Origin of the sequence: Massilia sp. TWR1-2-2 (assembly GCF_049897565.1) — a bacterium.
GTDB lineage: Bacteria > Pseudomonadota > Gammaproteobacteria > Burkholderiales > Burkholderiaceae_D > JAFCUW01.
Map to the genome: position 1 here is coordinate 18,842 of NZ_JAFCWM010000006.1, position 15,181 is coordinate 34,022.

Below are 15,181 nucleotides of genomic sequence, written 5' to 3' on the forward strand. Positions count from 1 at the left end.
AGAACATGCAGTACGTGGTGCGCGCCCTGTCGGCCAACGCCGTGGTCGAACAGCTGAGCATCGATGCGCTCGATGAAGCCGACGCCCGCCGCCAGGTCGAGGCGCGCGGCCTGTTCGTCTCGAACGTCAAGCGCCGCGGCGGCGCCCGCACCAAGGGCGGCATTTCGCTGGTGCTGTTCAGCCAGGAATTGCTGGCGCTGCTGTCGGCCGGCCTCGGCGTCGTCGAAGCGCTCGAAGCGCTGCTCGAGAAGGAAGCCAATCCGGCGCTGGCCAACGTGCTTGGGCGCCTGCTCGCCGGCCTGCGCGAGGGCAAGCGCTTTTCCAGCGTGCTGGCCGAACAGGCCGACCGCTTTCCGCCGCTGTACATCGGCATCGTCAAGGCGGCCGAAGGCACCAGCGACCTGCCACGCTCGCTGGCGCGTTACATCGACTACCAGCAGCGCATCGACACCGTGCGCGCAAAGATCGTCAGCGCCGCCATCTATCCGATGATCCTGCTCGCCGTCGGCGGCGCCGTCAGCGGCTTCCTGATTACCTACGTCGTGCCGAAGTTCGCCGAGGTCTACCAGGGCGCCGGGCGCGACCTGCCGTTCATGTCGCGCCTGATGCTGTCGTGGGGCCAGTTTGCCGCCAATCACACCGCGCTGCTGTTGGCCGCCATCGGCGCGCTCGCCGCGCTGCTCATTTTCGGCGTGCGCCACGTGCTCGCGCGCGGCGGCGTCGCCGGCCTGCTGGCGCGCCTGCCTGGTCTGCGCGAGCGGGTGCGCATCTATGAGTTGTCGCGCCTGTACCTGACGCTCGGCATGCTCAGCGAAGGCGGCATCCCGATCGTCCATGCGATCGACACGGTGCAGTCGATGGTTTCGCCCGACGTGCGCGCCGGCCTGCAGCAGGCGCGCCTCGAGATCGAATCGGGCCAGCCGCTGTCGAGCGCGTTTGCCGCCAACGGCCTGACCACGCCGATCTCGCTGCGCATGCTGCGCGTCGGCGAGCGCACTGGCGACATGGGGCCGATGCTGACCCAGTCGGCCGCTTTTTACGACGGCGAAATCAGCCGCTGGATCGACCGCTTCACGCGCACCTTCGAGCCGCTGCTGATGGCCGCGATCGGGCTGGTGGTGGGCGCCATCGTGGTGCTGCTGTACATGCCGATTTTCGATCTGGCCGGAGACATGTCGTGAACGCGCCGCTGACGGCGCCCGCGCCGCTCGACCCGGCCTTGCTGGCGCGCTGCCGCGCGCGCAGCGCGCAATCGCAGCGCTCGCTGGTCGACGAGATCGAAGCCGAAACCGGCGCCGACCCGCGCCAGCTGGTGCGCGCGCTGGCCGCGCCGTTCGGCCTGGCGGTGGCCGAAACGGCCGACATGCTGGCGTTCACGCCGGCGTTCGACCTGCTGCCGCTGTCGGAAGCGCTGGCGCGCCGCTGCGTGCTGCTCAGAAGTCCCACGCGCGAACTGATCGGCGTGCTGGCCGACCCGTTCGACCTCGACCTGCAAACCTGGCTGGGCGCGCGCGCGCGCGCCACCGCGCAGCAGCCGCTGCAGACACGCCTGGCGCTGGCCTCCGACATCCAGGCCTATCTCGGCAAGCACGAGGAGTCGGCCCGCGCCGTCGACAGCCTGTCGCCCGGCGTGCTCGATGCCAAGCGCGACGGCAAGACCACCGCGGTGCTGTCGTTCGCTTCCGTCAGCGAAGCGGCCAGCCCGGCGGTCCGGCTGGTCAACTCCACCTTATATGACGCCCTGAAGGCCGGCGCCTCCGACATCCATCTCGAGAGCACCGCCGGCGGCCTGGCCGTCAAGTACCGCATCGACGGCGTGCTCGATCACGCCACCGCCGTCAACGGCATCGAAGTGGCCGAGCAGGTCATCTCGCGCCTGAAGGTGCTGGCCGAACTCGACATCTCCGAGCGCCGCATCCCGCAGGACGGCAGTTTCCGGGTCGAGTCGGGCGGGCGCGAGATCGACCTGCGCGTGTCGATCATGCCGAGCATTCACGGCGAGGACGCGGTCATCCGGATCCTCGACAAGCGCGCCATGATCGAAGCCTACGGAGCATTGACGCTGGAGGCGCTCGGCTTCGACGCCGCCTCGCTCGTGTCGCTGCGTTCGCTGGCGCAGGAAGCCTACGGCATGCTGCTGGTGACCGGCCCGACCGGCTCCGGCAAGACCACCACCTTGTATGCGGCGCTGACCGAGATTAACAATGGCCGCGAGAAGATCATCACGATCGAAGACCCGGTCGAATACCAGCTGCCCGGCATCCTGCAGATCCCGGTCAACGAGAAGAAGGGGCTGACGTTCGCCAAGGGCCTGCGCTCGATCCTGCGGCACGACCCGGACAAGATCATGGTCGGCGAAATCCGCGACCGCGAAACCGCCGAAATCGCCGTGCAGTCGGCGCTGACCGGCCACCTGGTGCTCACCACCGTGCACGCCAATAACGTGTTTGACGTGTTCGGCCGCTTCACCCACATGGGCATCGACCCGTATGCGTTCGTCTCTGCGCTCAACGGCATCTGGGCGCAGCGGCTGGTGCGCACCAACTGCCCGCACTGCGCCACCGCGTATCGGCCCGACGACGCCGAACTGGCCGCCGTCAACCTGGCCCGCGTCGACGTCCAGGACTGGCTGTTCATGCAGGGAAAAGGCTGCGGCGACTGCCGCGGCACCGGCTACAAGGGGCGCCGCTCGATCGCCGAAATCCTCACCCTCAACGACGAGATCCGCGAAATGATCGTCGACAAGCAGCCGATCCGCAAAATCAAGGCGGCCGCTTACGACAACGGCACCCGCAGCCTGCGCCTGGCCGCGCTCGACCTGGTCAAGCGCGGCGCCACCACGCTCACCGAAATCAAGCGGGTGACCTTGCATGCGTAGCGGCTTTGGCAAAGCGCTGCGCCTGGGCGTGGCAACGGGCGGCATCGCGCTGGTGAAAACGAGCCGCTGGGGCGGCGCGCCGGCCGATCTGCTGGCCGAACACGCACTCGGACCGGGTGCGCTCGACCATGCCGACAGCGTGCGCGCGGCGCTCGCCGCCGTGCTCGAAGGCCACGCCGGCTGGCCGCTGACGATCGTGCTGGCCGACGACCTGGTGCGGCTGTGGCAAGTTGCGCCGCCCGCCAACACCACCCGCCTGGCCGACCTCGAAGCGGCAGCGGCGCTGCGCTTCCAGCGCCTGTATGGCGAGCCGGCCGCCGGCTGGACCATCCAGGCCGGCTGGGATCCGGTGCGCCCCTTCCTCGCCGCGGCGCTGCCGCGCGCGCTGCTCGGCGCGCTGGGGCAGGGCGCCGCGCTGCAGCGCTTGAACGCCGTTGAAATCGTGCCGCAGTTCGTCGCCGTGCTCAATCGCTTCGCCGGCGCGCTGCGTGCCGGCGCCTGGTTCGGCGTCGTCCACGGCGGCGTGCTCACGCTCGGCGCCGTCGAAGCGGGCGGCCAGGCCGTTGGCGCCGTGCGCGCCGCGGCCGTGCCCGACGGCGCCGACGCCGCCTGGCTCGCCGCCCACGTCGGACGCGAGGCGCTGCGCATGAACGTGGCGGCGCCGCAGCGGCTGCAGCTATGGGGCAGCGTGCCGCCTGCGTGGCTGGAAGCGGGCGCCTGCACCCGGCTTGGCGCCGCCGCGCCGGGCGGCTGGTCGGCCGCCGCGCTTCTTGCCGCCAGCGGGAGCGCCGCATGAAGCGCGTGCGCATCGATTTCGCGCCACCGAGCCTGGCGCGCACGCTGCATCGCACCGGCGCCCTGGCGTGGAGCCTGGCGCTGCTGGCGCTGCTGCTGTGCGCCGGCGCCGGCTTCATTGGCTGGCAGACGATGGCGCGCCAGCGCGCGCTCGACAACCAGCTGGCGCTGGTGCGCGCCCAGTCGGCCACGCCGGTGGTGGTGCTCGCCGCCGCGCCGCCCCCGCCGGTCGGCGCGCCGCAGGCTGCCGCCATCAACGCCGCCGTCATGCAGCTGAACCTGCCGTGGCGCGCGCTGCGCGACGCGGTTGCCGACGCCACGCCGAAAGGCGTCGCGCTGCTGGCGCTCGAACCCGATCCGCGCCGCTTCAGCATGAAGATCACCGCCGAAGCGAAAACCAGCGACGAGATGATCGGCTATATCGAGCGGCTCAAGCAGCAGGAGCTGTTTACCGCCGTCGCGCTGCAGCGCCACGAGATCAACGAGCTCGATCCGAACAAGCCGATCCGCTTCCAGATCGACGCCCAGTGGAGCGCCCGATGAATGCCGCAACCGTCCTGGCGAGTTGGTACCTGCGCCTGCGCCTCGCGCTTGCCGCGCTCGGCCCGGTGGCCGCGGTCGCCATCGTGCTGTGCGTGGCCGCGGCGCTGTCGCTGGCCTGGCTGCTGCCGGCACGCGCGCTGCAAGGCCAGCGCCAGGCCGCCGCTTTGAACCAGGCGATGACGCCGCCGCTGCGGGTCGCGCTGCCGGCGGCGGCGCCGGCCAACGCCGACCACAACCTGGCGCTGTTCTACGACACGCTGGGCGAGCGCCGCTATGCCGAGCAGCAGGTCAAGACGCTGTTCGCGCTGGCGCAGAAGACCGGGCTGGTGCTCAGCCAGGGCGAGTACAAGAGCGCATACGACCAGAACGGCCGCTTCCATACCTACCAGGTCAACCTGCCGGTCAAGGGCAGCTACGGCGCCATCTGGCAGTTCGGCATGCAGGCGCTGCGCGCCATTCCATTCGCCTCGCTCGACGAGATCAGTTTTCGGCGCGACACCATCGGCGCGCCGGCCGTCGAAGCGCGCGTGCGCCTGACGCTGTACCTGGCCGACCAGGCGCCGGGAGCGCCGCGATGACGCCGCGCCACCTGTTGATGGGCGCCGCACTGGTCGTCGCCGCCGGCTTTGCCGTGTTCGGCGACAAGACCCCGGGCGGCGGCGACGTCGTCGAACCGGTCGTGCGCGCACCGATAGCTGCCGCCGCTGCGCCGGCACGCGTCGACGCTGCCGCGGCGCCGAAAGCTGCCGCCGCCGCTCCGGTTATCCTGCGCCTGCTGCCGCGCGAAGAGCTGATCGCCGCCGGCGATGGCGCCGACGCTTTCGGCAGCCGTGACTGGACGCCGCCACCGCCGCCGCCGCAACCTGTCGTGGCGCCGCCGCCGCCGCCGCCGACCGCGCCGCCGCTGCCATTCACCTTCGTCGGCAAAGCCGTCGAAAAGGGTGAATGGGAAGTGTTCCTCGCGCGCGGCGCCGAGACTTTGATCGTGCGGAACAAGACCGTGATCGACGGCGTGTACCGGGTCGACGCCATCGCGCCGCCGGCCATGACGTTCACCTACCTGCCGATGAATCAGGTTCAACAGCTTAATATTGGAGTACGCGACTGATGGCTCACCGTCTAATTGGCACCCGCCGCCCGCTTCTCGCGCGCCGCGTCGTCGAACGTCTGGCGCTGGGCTGCGTGGCGCTGGCGCTGGCCGGCTGCGCCGCGCAGATGGCCTACCGCGACGGCGAAAAACTGGTCGCCGACGGCCAGGTCGAAGCGGGCCTGGTCAAGTACCGCGAGGCGGTCGCCGCCGAACCTGGCAACGCGCGCTACAAGAGCGCCTTCCTGCAGGCGCGCGACCGCAACACCACGCGCCTGGTCGAACAGGCCGAACGCGAACTGGCCAACGGCCAGGCCGAGCTGGCGCTGCAAAACTACCAGCGCGCGCTGGCGCTCGATCCGGCCCACGAGCGCGCCCGCGCCGGCCTGCGCCTGGTCGAAGCCGACGCCCGCCACGCCGTGCTGATGGCCGACGCCGCCGCCGCCTTCGACAACAAGGACTACGAGCTGGCGCGCCAGAAGACCGCGGCGATCCTGTCCGAGCGCCCGAACCACGAAGCGGCGCGCCTGCTGGCCGCGCAGGTGACCGAGAAAACGTCGGCGCCGGCCGCCGAAGCCGGGCTGTCGGCCGCCTATAAACTGCCGCTCAATATCGAGTTTCGCGACGCCTCGCTCAAGCAGGTGTTCGAGGTCATCTCGCGCCGCTCGGGCCTGAACTTCCTGTTCGATAAAGACGTCAAGACCGACCAGCGCACCTCGATCTTCCTGAAGAACAGCACCGTCGAAGCGGCCATCTACTATCTGTTGGTCAGCAACCAGCTCGAGCAGCAGGTCATGGACGGCAACACCATCCTGGTCTACCCGAACAACGCGGTCAAGCTGAAGGAATACCAGGAGATGACGGTGAAGACCTTCTTCCTGGCCAATGCCGACGCCAAGGTCGTCGCCAATACCCTCAAGACGATCCTCAAGTCGCGCGACGTCGTCGTCGACGAGAAGCTGAACCTGGTGATCCTGCGCGACAGCCCGGAAGCGGTGCGCCTGGCCAGCCGCCTGGTGGCGCTGCAGGACGTCGCCGAACCGGAAGTCATGCTCGACGTCGAGATCCTCGAGATCAAGCGCAGCCGCCTGATGGACCTCGGCATCTCGTGGCCGTCGAGCCTGGGCTTCGCGCCGCTGCAAACGCCTGCCGGCGGCGCGCTGACGATCAACGCGCTGCGCAACCTCAACTCCGGCAACATCGGCGTCACCGGCGTGTCGCTCGTCGCCAACGCCAACAAGACCGACGGCGACTCCAACACGCTGGCCAACCCGCGCATCCGCGTGCGCAACCGCGAAAAGGCCAAGGTCGTCATCGGCGACAAGGTCCCCAACATCACCACCATCATCACGCCCGGCACCAGCGGCGGCTTCGCTTCCGAGGCGATCAACTACGTCGATGTCGGCCTGACCCTGAACGTCGAGCCGACCATCTACCTCAACAACGAAGTGGCGATTCGCATTTCGCTCGAGGTGTCGAACCTGGTCGATTCGATTACCACCAAGTCCGGTTCGGTCGCCTACCGCATCGGCACCCGATCGGCCGCCACCATGCTGCAGCTTAAAGACGGCGAGAACCAGGTGCTCGCCGGCCTGATCAACAACGAAGACCGCACCAGCGGCAGCAAGGTGCCAGGCTTTGGCAGCCTGCCGATCCTCGGCCGCCTGTTCGGCAGCACGCGCGATTCGACCGACAAGACCGAGATCGTCTTGTCGATCACGCCTCACCTTGTGCGCAACATCCAGCGTCCGGCGCAGGGCGCGTCGGAGTTCTCGGCCGGCACCGAGACGAGCTTTCGCCGCCGTCCCGACACCAACGTCCGCGCGCCGGTCGTGATGCCGGCCGTGATTCCGGCCGCGCCGGTGCCGGCCACCGTCACGGTCACGCCGGCCGCGCCGTCGCCGACCAACACTGGCGTCATCGTCACGCCGCTGCCGGCGGCGCCGCCGGCGCAATGACCATGCGCGGCTTCACGCTGATCGAGCTGCTCGTCACGCTGGCGATCCTGGCGCTGCTCGGCACCATCGTCGCGCCGGCCGCGCAGGTCACCGTGCAGCGCCGCCACGAGCAGGAGCTGCGCCAGTCGCTGCGCGAGATTCGCGCCGGCATCGACGCCTACAAGAAGGCCAGCGACGAGGGGCGCGTCGCCAAAGGCGCCGGCGCCACCGGCTACCCGCCCAAGCTGGACCTGCTGGTCGACGGCGTGCCTGACCTGCGCAGCCCGAAGGCGCAAAAGATTTTCTTCCTGCGCCGCCTGCCGCGCGACCCGTTCAATGCCGAAGCCGGCGTGCCGCCGTCGCAATCGTGGGGCAAGCGCAGTTACGCCAGCGAAGCGGCCGACCCGCGCGAAGGCGACGACGTCTACGACGTCTATTCAACCTCGGAGCGGACCGGCCTGAACGGCGTGCCGTACCGCAAATGGTGACGCGCCGGCGCGGCTTCACCCTGATCGAGCTGCTGGTGGTGCTCGGCATCGTCGCGCTGCTGCTGACGCTCGCGGTGCCGCGCTTTTTCCCGAGCATCGACAGCGCCAAGGAGACCATCCTGGCCGACAACCTGCGCAACACGCGCGCCGTGATCGACCAGTTCTACAGCGACACCGGGCGCTATCCCGATTCGCTCGAACAGCTGGTGGAGAAAAAATACCTGCGCGCGCTGCCGCTCGACCCGATCGCCGAGAGCACTGTCAGCTGGATCGTGGTGCCGCCGGAAGACGACAGCAAGGGCGCCGTCTACACGATCAAGAGCGGCGCGCCGGGCAACGACCGCAGCGGCAAGCCGTATCTGGACTGGTAGCCAGATGGCGTGCCGCACACGTTGGCAGCACCAGGGCGGCTTCACCTACCTCGGCCTGATCGTGCTCGTCACCGTCATCGGCCTGGTCGGCGCCGCCACGCTGAAGATCGATTCGCTGATGCGCCGCGCCGCCGCCGAAGAAGAACTGCTCGACATCGGCGCCGCCTTCAGCAATGCCCTCGACAGCTACGCCGCCGCCACGCCGCAGGGCCAGCCGCTGCATCCGCCCAGCCTGAACGAGTTGCTCAAGGATTCGCGCACGCCCGGCGTGCGCCGCCACCTGCGCAAGATCTTCGTCGACCCGGTCACCGGCAGGGCCGACTGGGGCATCGTCTACCAGGCCGGCCAGGTCGGGGTGGTCGCGGTGTACAGCCTGTCGAAGGCGCCGCCGCTCAAGATCGGCAACTTCGCCGCGCGCTTTGTCGGCTTCGAGAACAGGCAGCACCTGTCGGACTGGAAGTTTGCCGCCGGCGCAATCGTGCCGGCGCTGCCGGCCACGTCGCCACAGCCGGGCGCCCCGGCCGCGCCCGTCGCCGAGCAGCCGGTGATGCAGGAAATCGTGCCGCCGCCGCCCGAGCCGGCGGCCGAGCCGGAAGAAAAAGACCAGGAGCCGGCCGAAGCGGGCAAGCCGCCGGTACGCAAGGACGAAAGCTGAGGCTCTCCTAGCGCGCGCGGCGCTTGAAGTCGCCCAGCCTGAAGCCGAGCACGAACAGCACGCCGAAGTAGCTGATGGCGCACACGCCGATGATGGTAAACAGCGCGCCGGCCCGCAGCCACGGCTGCGCCTGCATCGCGGCCCAGTCGAGCCGCTCTTGCGCGTACCACGCCATCGCGCCCATCACGCACACTGCCACCACCAGCTTGGCGAAAAACGCCGGCCAGCCGGCTTGCGGCACGAAGATGTCGCGCCGCCGCAGGACGATGTACAGCAGCAGCGCGTTAAAGCATGCGCCGATGCCGATCGACAGCGCCAGGCCGGCCACCTGCATGTTCATCTGCCAGACGAACAGGTAGTTCATGATCTGGGTGGCGACCAGCACCACCAGCGCGATGCGCACCGGCGTGCGGATGTCCTGGCGCGCATAAAACGCCGGCGCCAGCGTCTTGACCAGGATGATGCCGACCAGGCCGGCACTGTAGGCCATCAGCGGCAGCGCCGCGGCGTGGATCGTCGGCGCGGTGAATTTACCGTAATGGAACAGCGTGGCGATCAGCGGCTCGGCCAGCGCGGCCATGCCGACCGCCGCCGGCAGCGCCAGCAGGAACGTCAGCCGCAGGCCCCAATTCAGCAGCGCCGAATATTCCTCGGCGTTGTCGTCGGTGTTCGCCTTCGCCAAGTTGGGCAGCAGGATGGTGCCGAGCGCGACGCCGAGCATGGCGGTCGGGAACTCCATCAGGCGGTCGGCGTATTGCAGGGCCGACACGCTGCCGGTGGCCAGGCGGGTGGCGATGCTGGTATTGATCAGCAGGCTGATCTGGGCGGCCGACACGGCGAACACGGCCGGGCCCATCTTCTTCAGGATGCGCCGCACGCCAGGGTCGCGCAGGGCGGCCAACGGGCTGATGCCGATGCGCGGCAGCATGCCGATCTTCATCAAGGCCGGAATCTGGATGCCCACTTGCAGCAGGCCGCCGACGCATACCGCGATGGCCATCGCGTAGATCGGCGTCGCCATGTAATTGACCAGCACCAGCGCGGCGAAGATCGAGCACAGGTTCAGCAGCACCGGGGTGAAGGCCGGGATCTTGAACTGGCTCCAGGTATTCAGGATGCCGCCCGACAGCGCGACGAACGACATGCACGCTATATAAGGGAACATCAGGCGCGTCATCCAGACGCCGGCTTCGAAGGCGTCGGGCTGGTCGGTCAGCGTGCCGCCCAGCCACATCAGGATGAACGGCGTGGCGGCGATGCCGGCCAGCGCCACCGCCATCGTCGCCCACAGCAGCACCGTGGCGGCGTGATCGACCAGCGTCTTGGTCTGCGCCTCGCCATGCTTGTTCTTGTATTCCGACAGGATCGGCACGAACGCCTGCGAGAAGGCGCCCTCGGCAAACAGGCGGCGCAGCAGGTTGGGCAAACGGAAGGCGACGATGAAGGCGTCGGTGAACGCCGAGGCGCCGAAAGCGCGGGCAAACAGGCTCTCGCGCAGCAATCCGGTGACTCGGGACAGCATGGTCATGCTGGAAATGGCGGCGAGGGTTCTGAGCAAGTTCATGGCGCGAGATTATAGCCCGGCAACAGCGGCCGAAGCGCCTACGCCCAACAAATGTTGATTTTTGAATTGCCGGGGACGGATTAATTCGCTATAATCGAAGGCTGTACAGAATTCTGTTACGCAGACACACTTGTTTGACAGGCACTGGTTTGACAGCAAGGTCGTTCAGAAAGTATGGACTTACCGGTTTGCCAGACGCTTGTGTTTGCAAACGCAACTTGACCCCGATTTAGGAAATTCCATGGCAAATACCGCACAAGCGCGCAAACGCGCTCGTCAAGCAGTTAAGCAGAACGCACACAACTCGTCGCAGCGTTCGACCCTGCGTACAGCAATCAAGGCTGTGCGTAAAGCGATCCAGGCTGGCGACAAGGCAGCTGCTACGACGATCTTCCAGGCATCGGTCTCGAAGATCGACAGCATCGCCGACAAGAAAATCATCCACAAGAACAAGGCCGCTCGCCACAAGAGCCGCCTGGCTGCTGCCCTGAAAGCGCTGGCTTAACAGCCGCGTTGGCGGCTGCTTCGGCGGCTGCTGCAGGAAGTACCCGTGGTTAAAAAACCCGCCTGACTCCGGTCCGGCGGGTTTTTTGCGCTTGCTTCACAACATCAATTTCTGGTGTCAGGTCTGACATTAGTACATCAGTCCGTTTGATCGGGCGGACTCATGTACTAATGTCGGACCTGACACCAGCATTAGATTTTTTTCAGCGCGCCGGCCGGTACCGCCACCGATTCTCCCGGCATCAGCGGATGCGTCGCCAGCGAAAACGGTCCGATACTGCTGCGCACCAGCCGCAGGGTAGGGTAGCCGACCGCCGCCGTCATCCGCCGCACCTGGCGATTTTTTCCCTCCTGCAAAGTGACGGCGATCCAGCTGGTCGGCTTCTCGAGCCGCACCCGGATTGGCGGCGCGCGCGGCCACAGCCACTCGGGCTCGGCAATCTTGACGGCGCGGCAAGGCTTGGTGACGAAGTCGCCCAAATCGAGCGGCGCCTGCAACCGCCCCAGCGCCGCCGCGTCGACGTCGCCGTCCACCTGCACCAGGTAGGTCTTCGCTTCCTTGTGATCCGGATGGGCAATGCTGTGCTGCAGGCGGCCGTCGTCGGTCAGCAGCATCAGGCCCTCGCTGTCGGCATCCAGCCGTCCGGCCGGATAAATGCCCGGGGTGGCAATGAAATCGGCGAGCGACTCGCGCCCCTCCTGCGGCGTAAACTGGCACAGCACGTTAAATGGCTTGTTAAATAGAATCAGGGGCATAGGCGATTGGTCTGGCTGAAAGCCAATTGTTAGTGTCGTAAACCGTAGCGCCTAGTAAAATACTGGTGCATAATGTGAAACGTGTCTCTTATGTCTTATAGAAGACCTTTCGAGCCCGCACCTATAATTGTAACCAGTTTCAGATTCCAGACCTCCGAGGATAAGCGCATGAGCAGTGATCAGACCATCATTTACACCTTGACCGACGAGGCGCCGCTGCTGGCAACCCACGCCTTCCTGCCAGTCGTCAGCGCGTTTGCCAAAGCGGCCGGCATCACCGTCGAGAGCAGCGACATATCGGTTGCCGCCCGCATCCTCGGCGCGTTTCCCGAGCGCCTCAAGCCCGAGCAGCGCGTGCCGGACGCGCTGTCCGAACTGGGCAAGCTGACCCTGACGCCGCAAGCGAACATCATCAAGCTGCCGAACATCAGCGCTTCCGTGTCGCAGCTGGAAACGGCCATCGAGGAACTGCAGGCCAAAGGCTACGACATTCCGCACTACCCGGCCGCGCCGAAGACCGACGAAGAAAAAGAGATCAAGGCCCGCTACGGCAAGTGCATCGGTTCGGCGGTGAACCCGGTCCTGCGTGAAGGCAACTCGGACCGCCGCGCCCCGCGCGCGGTCAAGGAATCGGCCCGCAAGAACCCGCACGCGATGGGCGAATGGTCGGCTGCCTCGCGCACCCACGTCTCGCACATGACCGAGGGCGACTTCTACCACGGCGAAAAGTCGATGACCCTGGAAGCGGCGCGCGACGTCAAGATGGAACTGATCACCAAGAGCGGCCAGACCGTCGTGCTGAAGCAGAAAGTGTCGCTGCTGCAAGGCGAGATCATCGACTCGATGTTCATGAGCCGCAAGGCGCTGCTGGCGTTTTACGAGCAGCAGATCGAGGACGCCAAGAAGACCGGCGTGATGTTCTCGCTGCACGTCAAGGCGACAATGATGAAGGTGTCGCACCCGATCGTGTTCGGTCACTGCGTGCGCATGTTCTACAAGGAAGCGTTCGAAAAGCACGGCGCGCTGCTCGACAGCCTGGGCGTGAACGTCAACAACGGCATGGCCGACCTGTACAACAAGATCGCCGAGCTGCCGGTGTCGCAGCGCGATGAAATCATTCGCGACATCCACGCCTGCCAGGAAGACCGTCCGGCGCTGGCGATGGTCGATTCGGCCAAGGGCATCACCAACTTCCATTCGCCCAACGACGTCATCGTCGACGCGTCGATGCCGGCGATGATCCGCGCCGGCGGCAAGATGTACGGCGCCGACGGCCGCCTGAAGGAAGTCAAGGCAGTCATCCCGGAGAGCACCTTTGCCCGCATCTACCAGGAGATCCTCAACTTTTGCAAATGGCACGGCGCCTTCGATCCGAAGACCATGGGCACCGTGCCGAACGTCGGCCTGATGGCCCAGCAGGCCGAAGAGTACGGCTCGCACGACAAGACCTTCGAAATACCGGAAGACGGCGTGGCCAACATCACCGACCTGGCAACGGGCGAAGTATTGTTGAGCCAAAACGTCGAGCAGGGCGATATCTGGCGCATGTGCCAGGTCAAGGACGCGCCGATCCGCGACTGGGTCAAGCTGGCCGTCACGCGCGCGCGCAACTCCGGCATGCCGGCGGTGTTCTGGCTCGACCCGTACCGTCCGCACGAGAACGAGCTGATCAAGAAAGTGCGAACCTATCTGAAGGACCACGATACGAGCGGCCTCGACATCCAGATCATGTCGCAAGTGCGCGCCATGCGCTACACGCTCGAGCGCATGATCCGCGGCCTCGACACCATTTCCGTCACCGGCAACATTTTGCGCGACTACCTGACCGACCTGTTCCCGATCCTGGAACTGGGCACCAGCGCCAAGATGCTGTCGATCGTCCCGCTGATGGCCGGCGGCGGCATGTACGAAACCGGCGCGGGCGGTTCGGCGCCGAAGCACGTGCAGCAGCTGGTCGAAGAAAACCACCTGCGCTGGGATTCGCTCGGCGAGTTCCTGGCGCTGGCCGTGTCGTTCGAAGACCTCGGCATCAAGACCGGCAACGCCAAGGCCAAGATTCTCGCCGCCACGCTCGACGACGCCACCGGCAAGCTGCTCGACAACCGCAAGTCGCCGTCGCCGAAAACCGGCGAACTCGACAACCGCGGCAGCCAGTTCTACCTGTCGATGTACTGGGCGCAGGAATTGGCCAAGCAGACTGACGACGCCGAACTGGCCGCGCATTTCGCGCCGCTGGCCAAGTCGCTGACGGACAACGAAGCGAAGATCGTCGCCGAATTGCTGGCAGTGCAGGGCAGGCCGGTCGATGTCGGCGGCTACTACAAGCTCGACGAGGCCAAGGTGTCGGCCGCGATGCGTCCTAGCGCAACGTTCAACAATGCGATCGCGACGCTGGCTTAAGCTCAGGCTGCAAGTGGACACAAAAACCCCGCGCGGCCATCTGGCCGCGCGGGGTTTTTTATGGCTATGTCACCGTTAGGTGGGGGATTTTGAACTAACGCCCAACCGTTGAGGTCTGAACCAGACCTTATCGCGTTGGGAGGCCCTGGTGGATCCGGGCAAATTCGGGCAGTTCATCGAGCAGGCCGCCACGCTGACGCTGCGTCAGCGCACCGACCTTGCCGATTGCTTGAACCGTACTTCGCTGCGCGAACAGACCTGCGCGCTGATCGAATCGACCTGGCGCAAGACGTGTCCGCACTGCAGTTCCGGGCGCTTGCATCGTCACGGCCACGCGCACGGGCTGCAACGCTATCGCTGTGTCGACTGCGCCCGCAGCTGCAACGCGTTGACGGGCACGCCGCTGGCCAGAATGCGCGAGCGCGGCAAATGGCTGCCCTACCTGGACGGCAGGCTGCAGTCGAACACGGTGCGCCGCGCCGCGACAGTCGCCGGCGTCCACAAGAACACCAGTTTTCGCTGGCGCCACCGGTTCCTGATGCAAACCAAGCGCGACCGCATTTGTCCGCTTTCGGGCGTCACCGAAGCCGACGAAACTTATCTGCTCGAGTCGCAGAAGGGATCGCGCCAACTGAACCGGCCGGCGCGCCGCCGTGGCGGGTCGGCCCGGAGGCGCGGCATTTCGCATGAGCACGACTGCATCCTGGTGGCGCGTGACCGAAGCGGCAGGACGGTTGACTTTGTCACGGGACGGGCGCCGCTGCGGCACGCCCACCTGCAGCGCTGCCTGGCGCCGGCGCTGGGCACCGATATTCTGCTGGTCACCGACGGCCATCCTGCCTACCGGGTGTTTGCCCGCGCGAGCGGGATCCCCCACCATGCCGTCAACCTGTCGGCCGGGGCGCGCGTGGCAGGCGATATGCACGTGCAAAACGTCAACGCCTATCACAGCCGGTTCAAGCAATGGCTGCATGGATTTCACGGCGTTGCAAGCCGGTATCTGCCGAATTACCTGGGTTGGCAGTGGGCGATCGACGGTGGCCGCATCGATTCACCGGAAATGTTGCTCAGGTCGGCGCTCGGCGCCTTCCCACACTTAATGGTGACATAGCCTTTTTTATCGATTGACGACTCAAAAAGTCGTTTTCACTTTTGAGTGGCATAATCTTGACTCTTATGCACGACCGGCAGTCGCAGCAACGT

General features: G+C 66.5%; 15 protein-coding genes. 13 read left to right on the forward strand and 2 right to left on the reverse strand.

The window, feature by feature from the left end:
* Window positions 1-5: 5 nt before the first annotated feature.
* Genes ACP7DD_RS07270 through ACP7DD_RS07315 form a run of 10 tightly spaced genes read left to right on the forward strand, consistent with a single transcriptional unit; the run spans window position 6 to window position 8,754 of the window.
* Entirely contained in the window at window positions 6-1,181 is a 1,176-nt protein-coding gene (locus ACP7DD_RS07270) for a type II secretion system F family protein (protein WP_426174047.1), read from the forward strand.
* Window positions 1,178-2,878 carry a GspE/PulE family protein gene (locus ACP7DD_RS07275; protein WP_426174048.1) on the forward strand — a complete coding sequence of 567 codons (1,701 nt, stop codon included), beginning with the start codon at window positions 1,178-1,180 and terminating at the stop codon, window positions 2,876-2,878. Before ACP7DD_RS07270 ends, ACP7DD_RS07275 begins: the two co-directional genes overlap by 4 nt.
* Window positions 2,871-3,674 (forward strand): hypothetical protein, encoded by an 804-nt coding sequence (locus tag ACP7DD_RS07280; RefSeq protein ID WP_426174049.1) that lies wholly within the window; start codon window positions 2,871-2,873, stop codon window positions 3,672-3,674. Before ACP7DD_RS07275 ends, ACP7DD_RS07280 begins: the two co-directional genes overlap by 8 nt.
* Window positions 3,671-4,216, forward strand: a complete 546-nt coding sequence (locus tag ACP7DD_RS07285; RefSeq protein WP_426174050.1) for a PilN domain-containing protein — start codon at window positions 3,671-3,673, stop codon at window positions 4,214-4,216. The genes ACP7DD_RS07280 and ACP7DD_RS07285 overlap by 4 nt, the downstream gene beginning before the upstream one ends.
* The gene (locus tag ACP7DD_RS07290) at window positions 4,213-4,794 is read left to right on the forward strand and encodes a hypothetical protein (protein WP_426174051.1); all 582 of its coding nucleotides are present in this window, start codon (window positions 4,213-4,215) and stop codon (window positions 4,792-4,794) included. Before ACP7DD_RS07285 ends, ACP7DD_RS07290 begins: the two co-directional genes overlap by 4 nt.
* On the forward strand, window positions 4,791-5,324 hold the full coding sequence (locus tag ACP7DD_RS07295; RefSeq protein ID WP_426174052.1) for a hypothetical protein: 534 nt from the start codon (window positions 4,791-4,793) through the stop codon (window positions 5,322-5,324). Before ACP7DD_RS07290 ends, ACP7DD_RS07295 begins: the two co-directional genes overlap by 4 nt.
* On the forward strand, window positions 5,324-7,261 hold the full coding sequence (locus ACP7DD_RS07300; protein WP_426174053.1) for a secretin N-terminal domain-containing protein: 1,938 nt from the start codon (window positions 5,324-5,326) through the stop codon (window positions 7,259-7,261). Before ACP7DD_RS07295 ends, ACP7DD_RS07300 begins: the two co-directional genes overlap by 1 nt.
* On the forward strand, window positions 7,258-7,728 hold the full coding sequence (locus ACP7DD_RS07305) for a type II secretion system protein (RefSeq protein WP_426174054.1): 471 nt from the start codon (window positions 7,258-7,260) through the stop codon (window positions 7,726-7,728). Before ACP7DD_RS07300 ends, ACP7DD_RS07305 begins: the two co-directional genes overlap by 4 nt.
* Window positions 7,722-8,099 (forward strand): type II secretion system protein, encoded by a 378-nt coding sequence (locus ACP7DD_RS07310; protein WP_426174055.1) that lies wholly within the window; start codon window positions 7,722-7,724, stop codon window positions 8,097-8,099. The genes ACP7DD_RS07305 and ACP7DD_RS07310 overlap by 7 nt, the downstream gene beginning before the upstream one ends.
* A gap of 4 nt (window positions 8,100-8,103) precedes the next feature.
* Window positions 8,104-8,754: a type II secretion system protein gene (locus tag ACP7DD_RS07315; protein ID WP_426174056.1), complete on the forward strand. Its 651-nt coding sequence runs from the start codon at window positions 8,104-8,106 to the stop codon at window positions 8,752-8,754.
* A 7-nt stretch (window positions 8,755-8,761) separates the two neighbouring features.
* On the opposite strand, the gene murJ is transcribed toward ACP7DD_RS07315, so the two are convergent.
* On the reverse strand, window positions 8,762-10,318 hold the full coding sequence (murJ, locus tag ACP7DD_RS07320; RefSeq protein ID WP_426174057.1) for a murein biosynthesis integral membrane protein MurJ: 1,557 nt from the start codon (window positions 10,316-10,318) through the stop codon (window positions 8,762-8,764).
* A gap of 241 nt (window positions 10,319-10,559) precedes the next feature.
* Here murJ and rpsT point away from each other — a divergent pair, with 241 nt between their 5' ends.
* Complete coding sequence (gene rpsT / locus ACP7DD_RS07325; protein ID WP_099788800.1) at window positions 10,560-10,823, forward strand: 30S ribosomal protein S20; 264 nt, start codon at window positions 10,560-10,562, stop codon at window positions 10,821-10,823.
* Between the two features lie 191 nt (window positions 10,824-11,014).
* Here rpsT and ACP7DD_RS07330 read toward each other — a convergent pair whose 3' ends face one another.
* Window positions 11,015-11,578 (reverse strand): pseudouridine synthase, encoded by a 564-nt coding sequence (locus tag ACP7DD_RS07330; protein ID WP_426174058.1) that lies wholly within the window; start codon window positions 11,576-11,578, stop codon window positions 11,015-11,017.
* 168 nt (window positions 11,579-11,746) lie between these two features.
* On the opposite strand from ACP7DD_RS07330, the gene ACP7DD_RS07335 reads away from it, so the two are divergent.
* Together ACP7DD_RS07335 and ACP7DD_RS07340 are read left to right on the forward strand one after the other, a co-directional pair.
* Window positions 11,747-13,978 (forward strand): NADP-dependent isocitrate dehydrogenase, encoded by a 2,232-nt coding sequence (locus ACP7DD_RS07335; RefSeq protein ID WP_426174059.1) that lies wholly within the window; start codon window positions 11,747-11,749, stop codon window positions 13,976-13,978.
* 148 nt (window positions 13,979-14,126) lie between these two features.
* Entirely contained in the window at window positions 14,127-15,089 is a 963-nt protein-coding gene (locus tag ACP7DD_RS07340) for an IS1595 family transposase (RefSeq protein WP_426174060.1), read from the forward strand.
* Window positions 15,090-15,181 lie beyond the last annotated feature (92 nt).

What these genes read in the sequence shown, in the direction of transcription:
- murJ (WP_426174057.1), bottom strand. Translation starts at nt 10,318, where the DNA reads ATGAACTTGCTCAGAACCCTCGCCGCCATTTCCAGCATGACCATGCTG.
- ACP7DD_RS07300 (WP_426174053.1), top strand. Translation starts at nt 5,324, where the DNA reads ATGGCTCACCGTCTAATTGGCACCCGCCGCCCGCTTCTCGCGCGCCGC.
- ACP7DD_RS07295 (WP_426174052.1), top strand. Translation starts at nt 4,791, where the DNA reads ATGACGCCGCGCCACCTGTTGATGGGCGCCGCACTGGTCGTCGCCGCC.
- rpsT (WP_099788800.1), top strand. Translation starts at nt 10,560, where the DNA reads ATGGCAAATACCGCACAAGCGCGCAAACGCGCTCGTCAAGCAGTTAAG.
- ACP7DD_RS07315 (WP_426174056.1), top strand. Translation starts at nt 8,104, where the DNA reads ATGGCGTGCCGCACACGTTGGCAGCACCAGGGCGGCTTCACCTACCTC.
- ACP7DD_RS07310 (WP_426174055.1), top strand. Translation starts at nt 7,722, where the DNA reads ATGGTGACGCGCCGGCGCGGCTTCACCCTGATCGAGCTGCTGGTGGTG.
- ACP7DD_RS07285 (WP_426174050.1), top strand. Translation starts at nt 3,671, where the DNA reads ATGAAGCGCGTGCGCATCGATTTCGCGCCACCGAGCCTGGCGCGCACG.
- ACP7DD_RS07270 (WP_426174047.1), top strand. Translation starts at nt 6, where the DNA reads ATGCAGTACGTGGTGCGCGCCCTGTCGGCCAACGCCGTGGTCGAACAG.
- ACP7DD_RS07305 (WP_426174054.1), top strand. Translation starts at nt 7,258, where the DNA reads ATGACCATGCGCGGCTTCACGCTGATCGAGCTGCTCGTCACGCTGGCG.
- ACP7DD_RS07280 (WP_426174049.1), top strand. Translation starts at nt 2,871, where the DNA reads ATGCGTAGCGGCTTTGGCAAAGCGCTGCGCCTGGGCGTGGCAACGGGC.
- ACP7DD_RS07330 (WP_426174058.1), bottom strand. Translation starts at nt 11,578, where the DNA reads ATGCCCCTGATTCTATTTAACAAGCCATTTAACGTGCTGTGCCAGTTT.
- ACP7DD_RS07290 (WP_426174051.1), top strand. Translation starts at nt 4,213, where the DNA reads ATGAATGCCGCAACCGTCCTGGCGAGTTGGTACCTGCGCCTGCGCCTC.
- ACP7DD_RS07335 (WP_426174059.1), top strand. Translation starts at nt 11,747, where the DNA reads ATGAGCAGTGATCAGACCATCATTTACACCTTGACCGACGAGGCGCCG.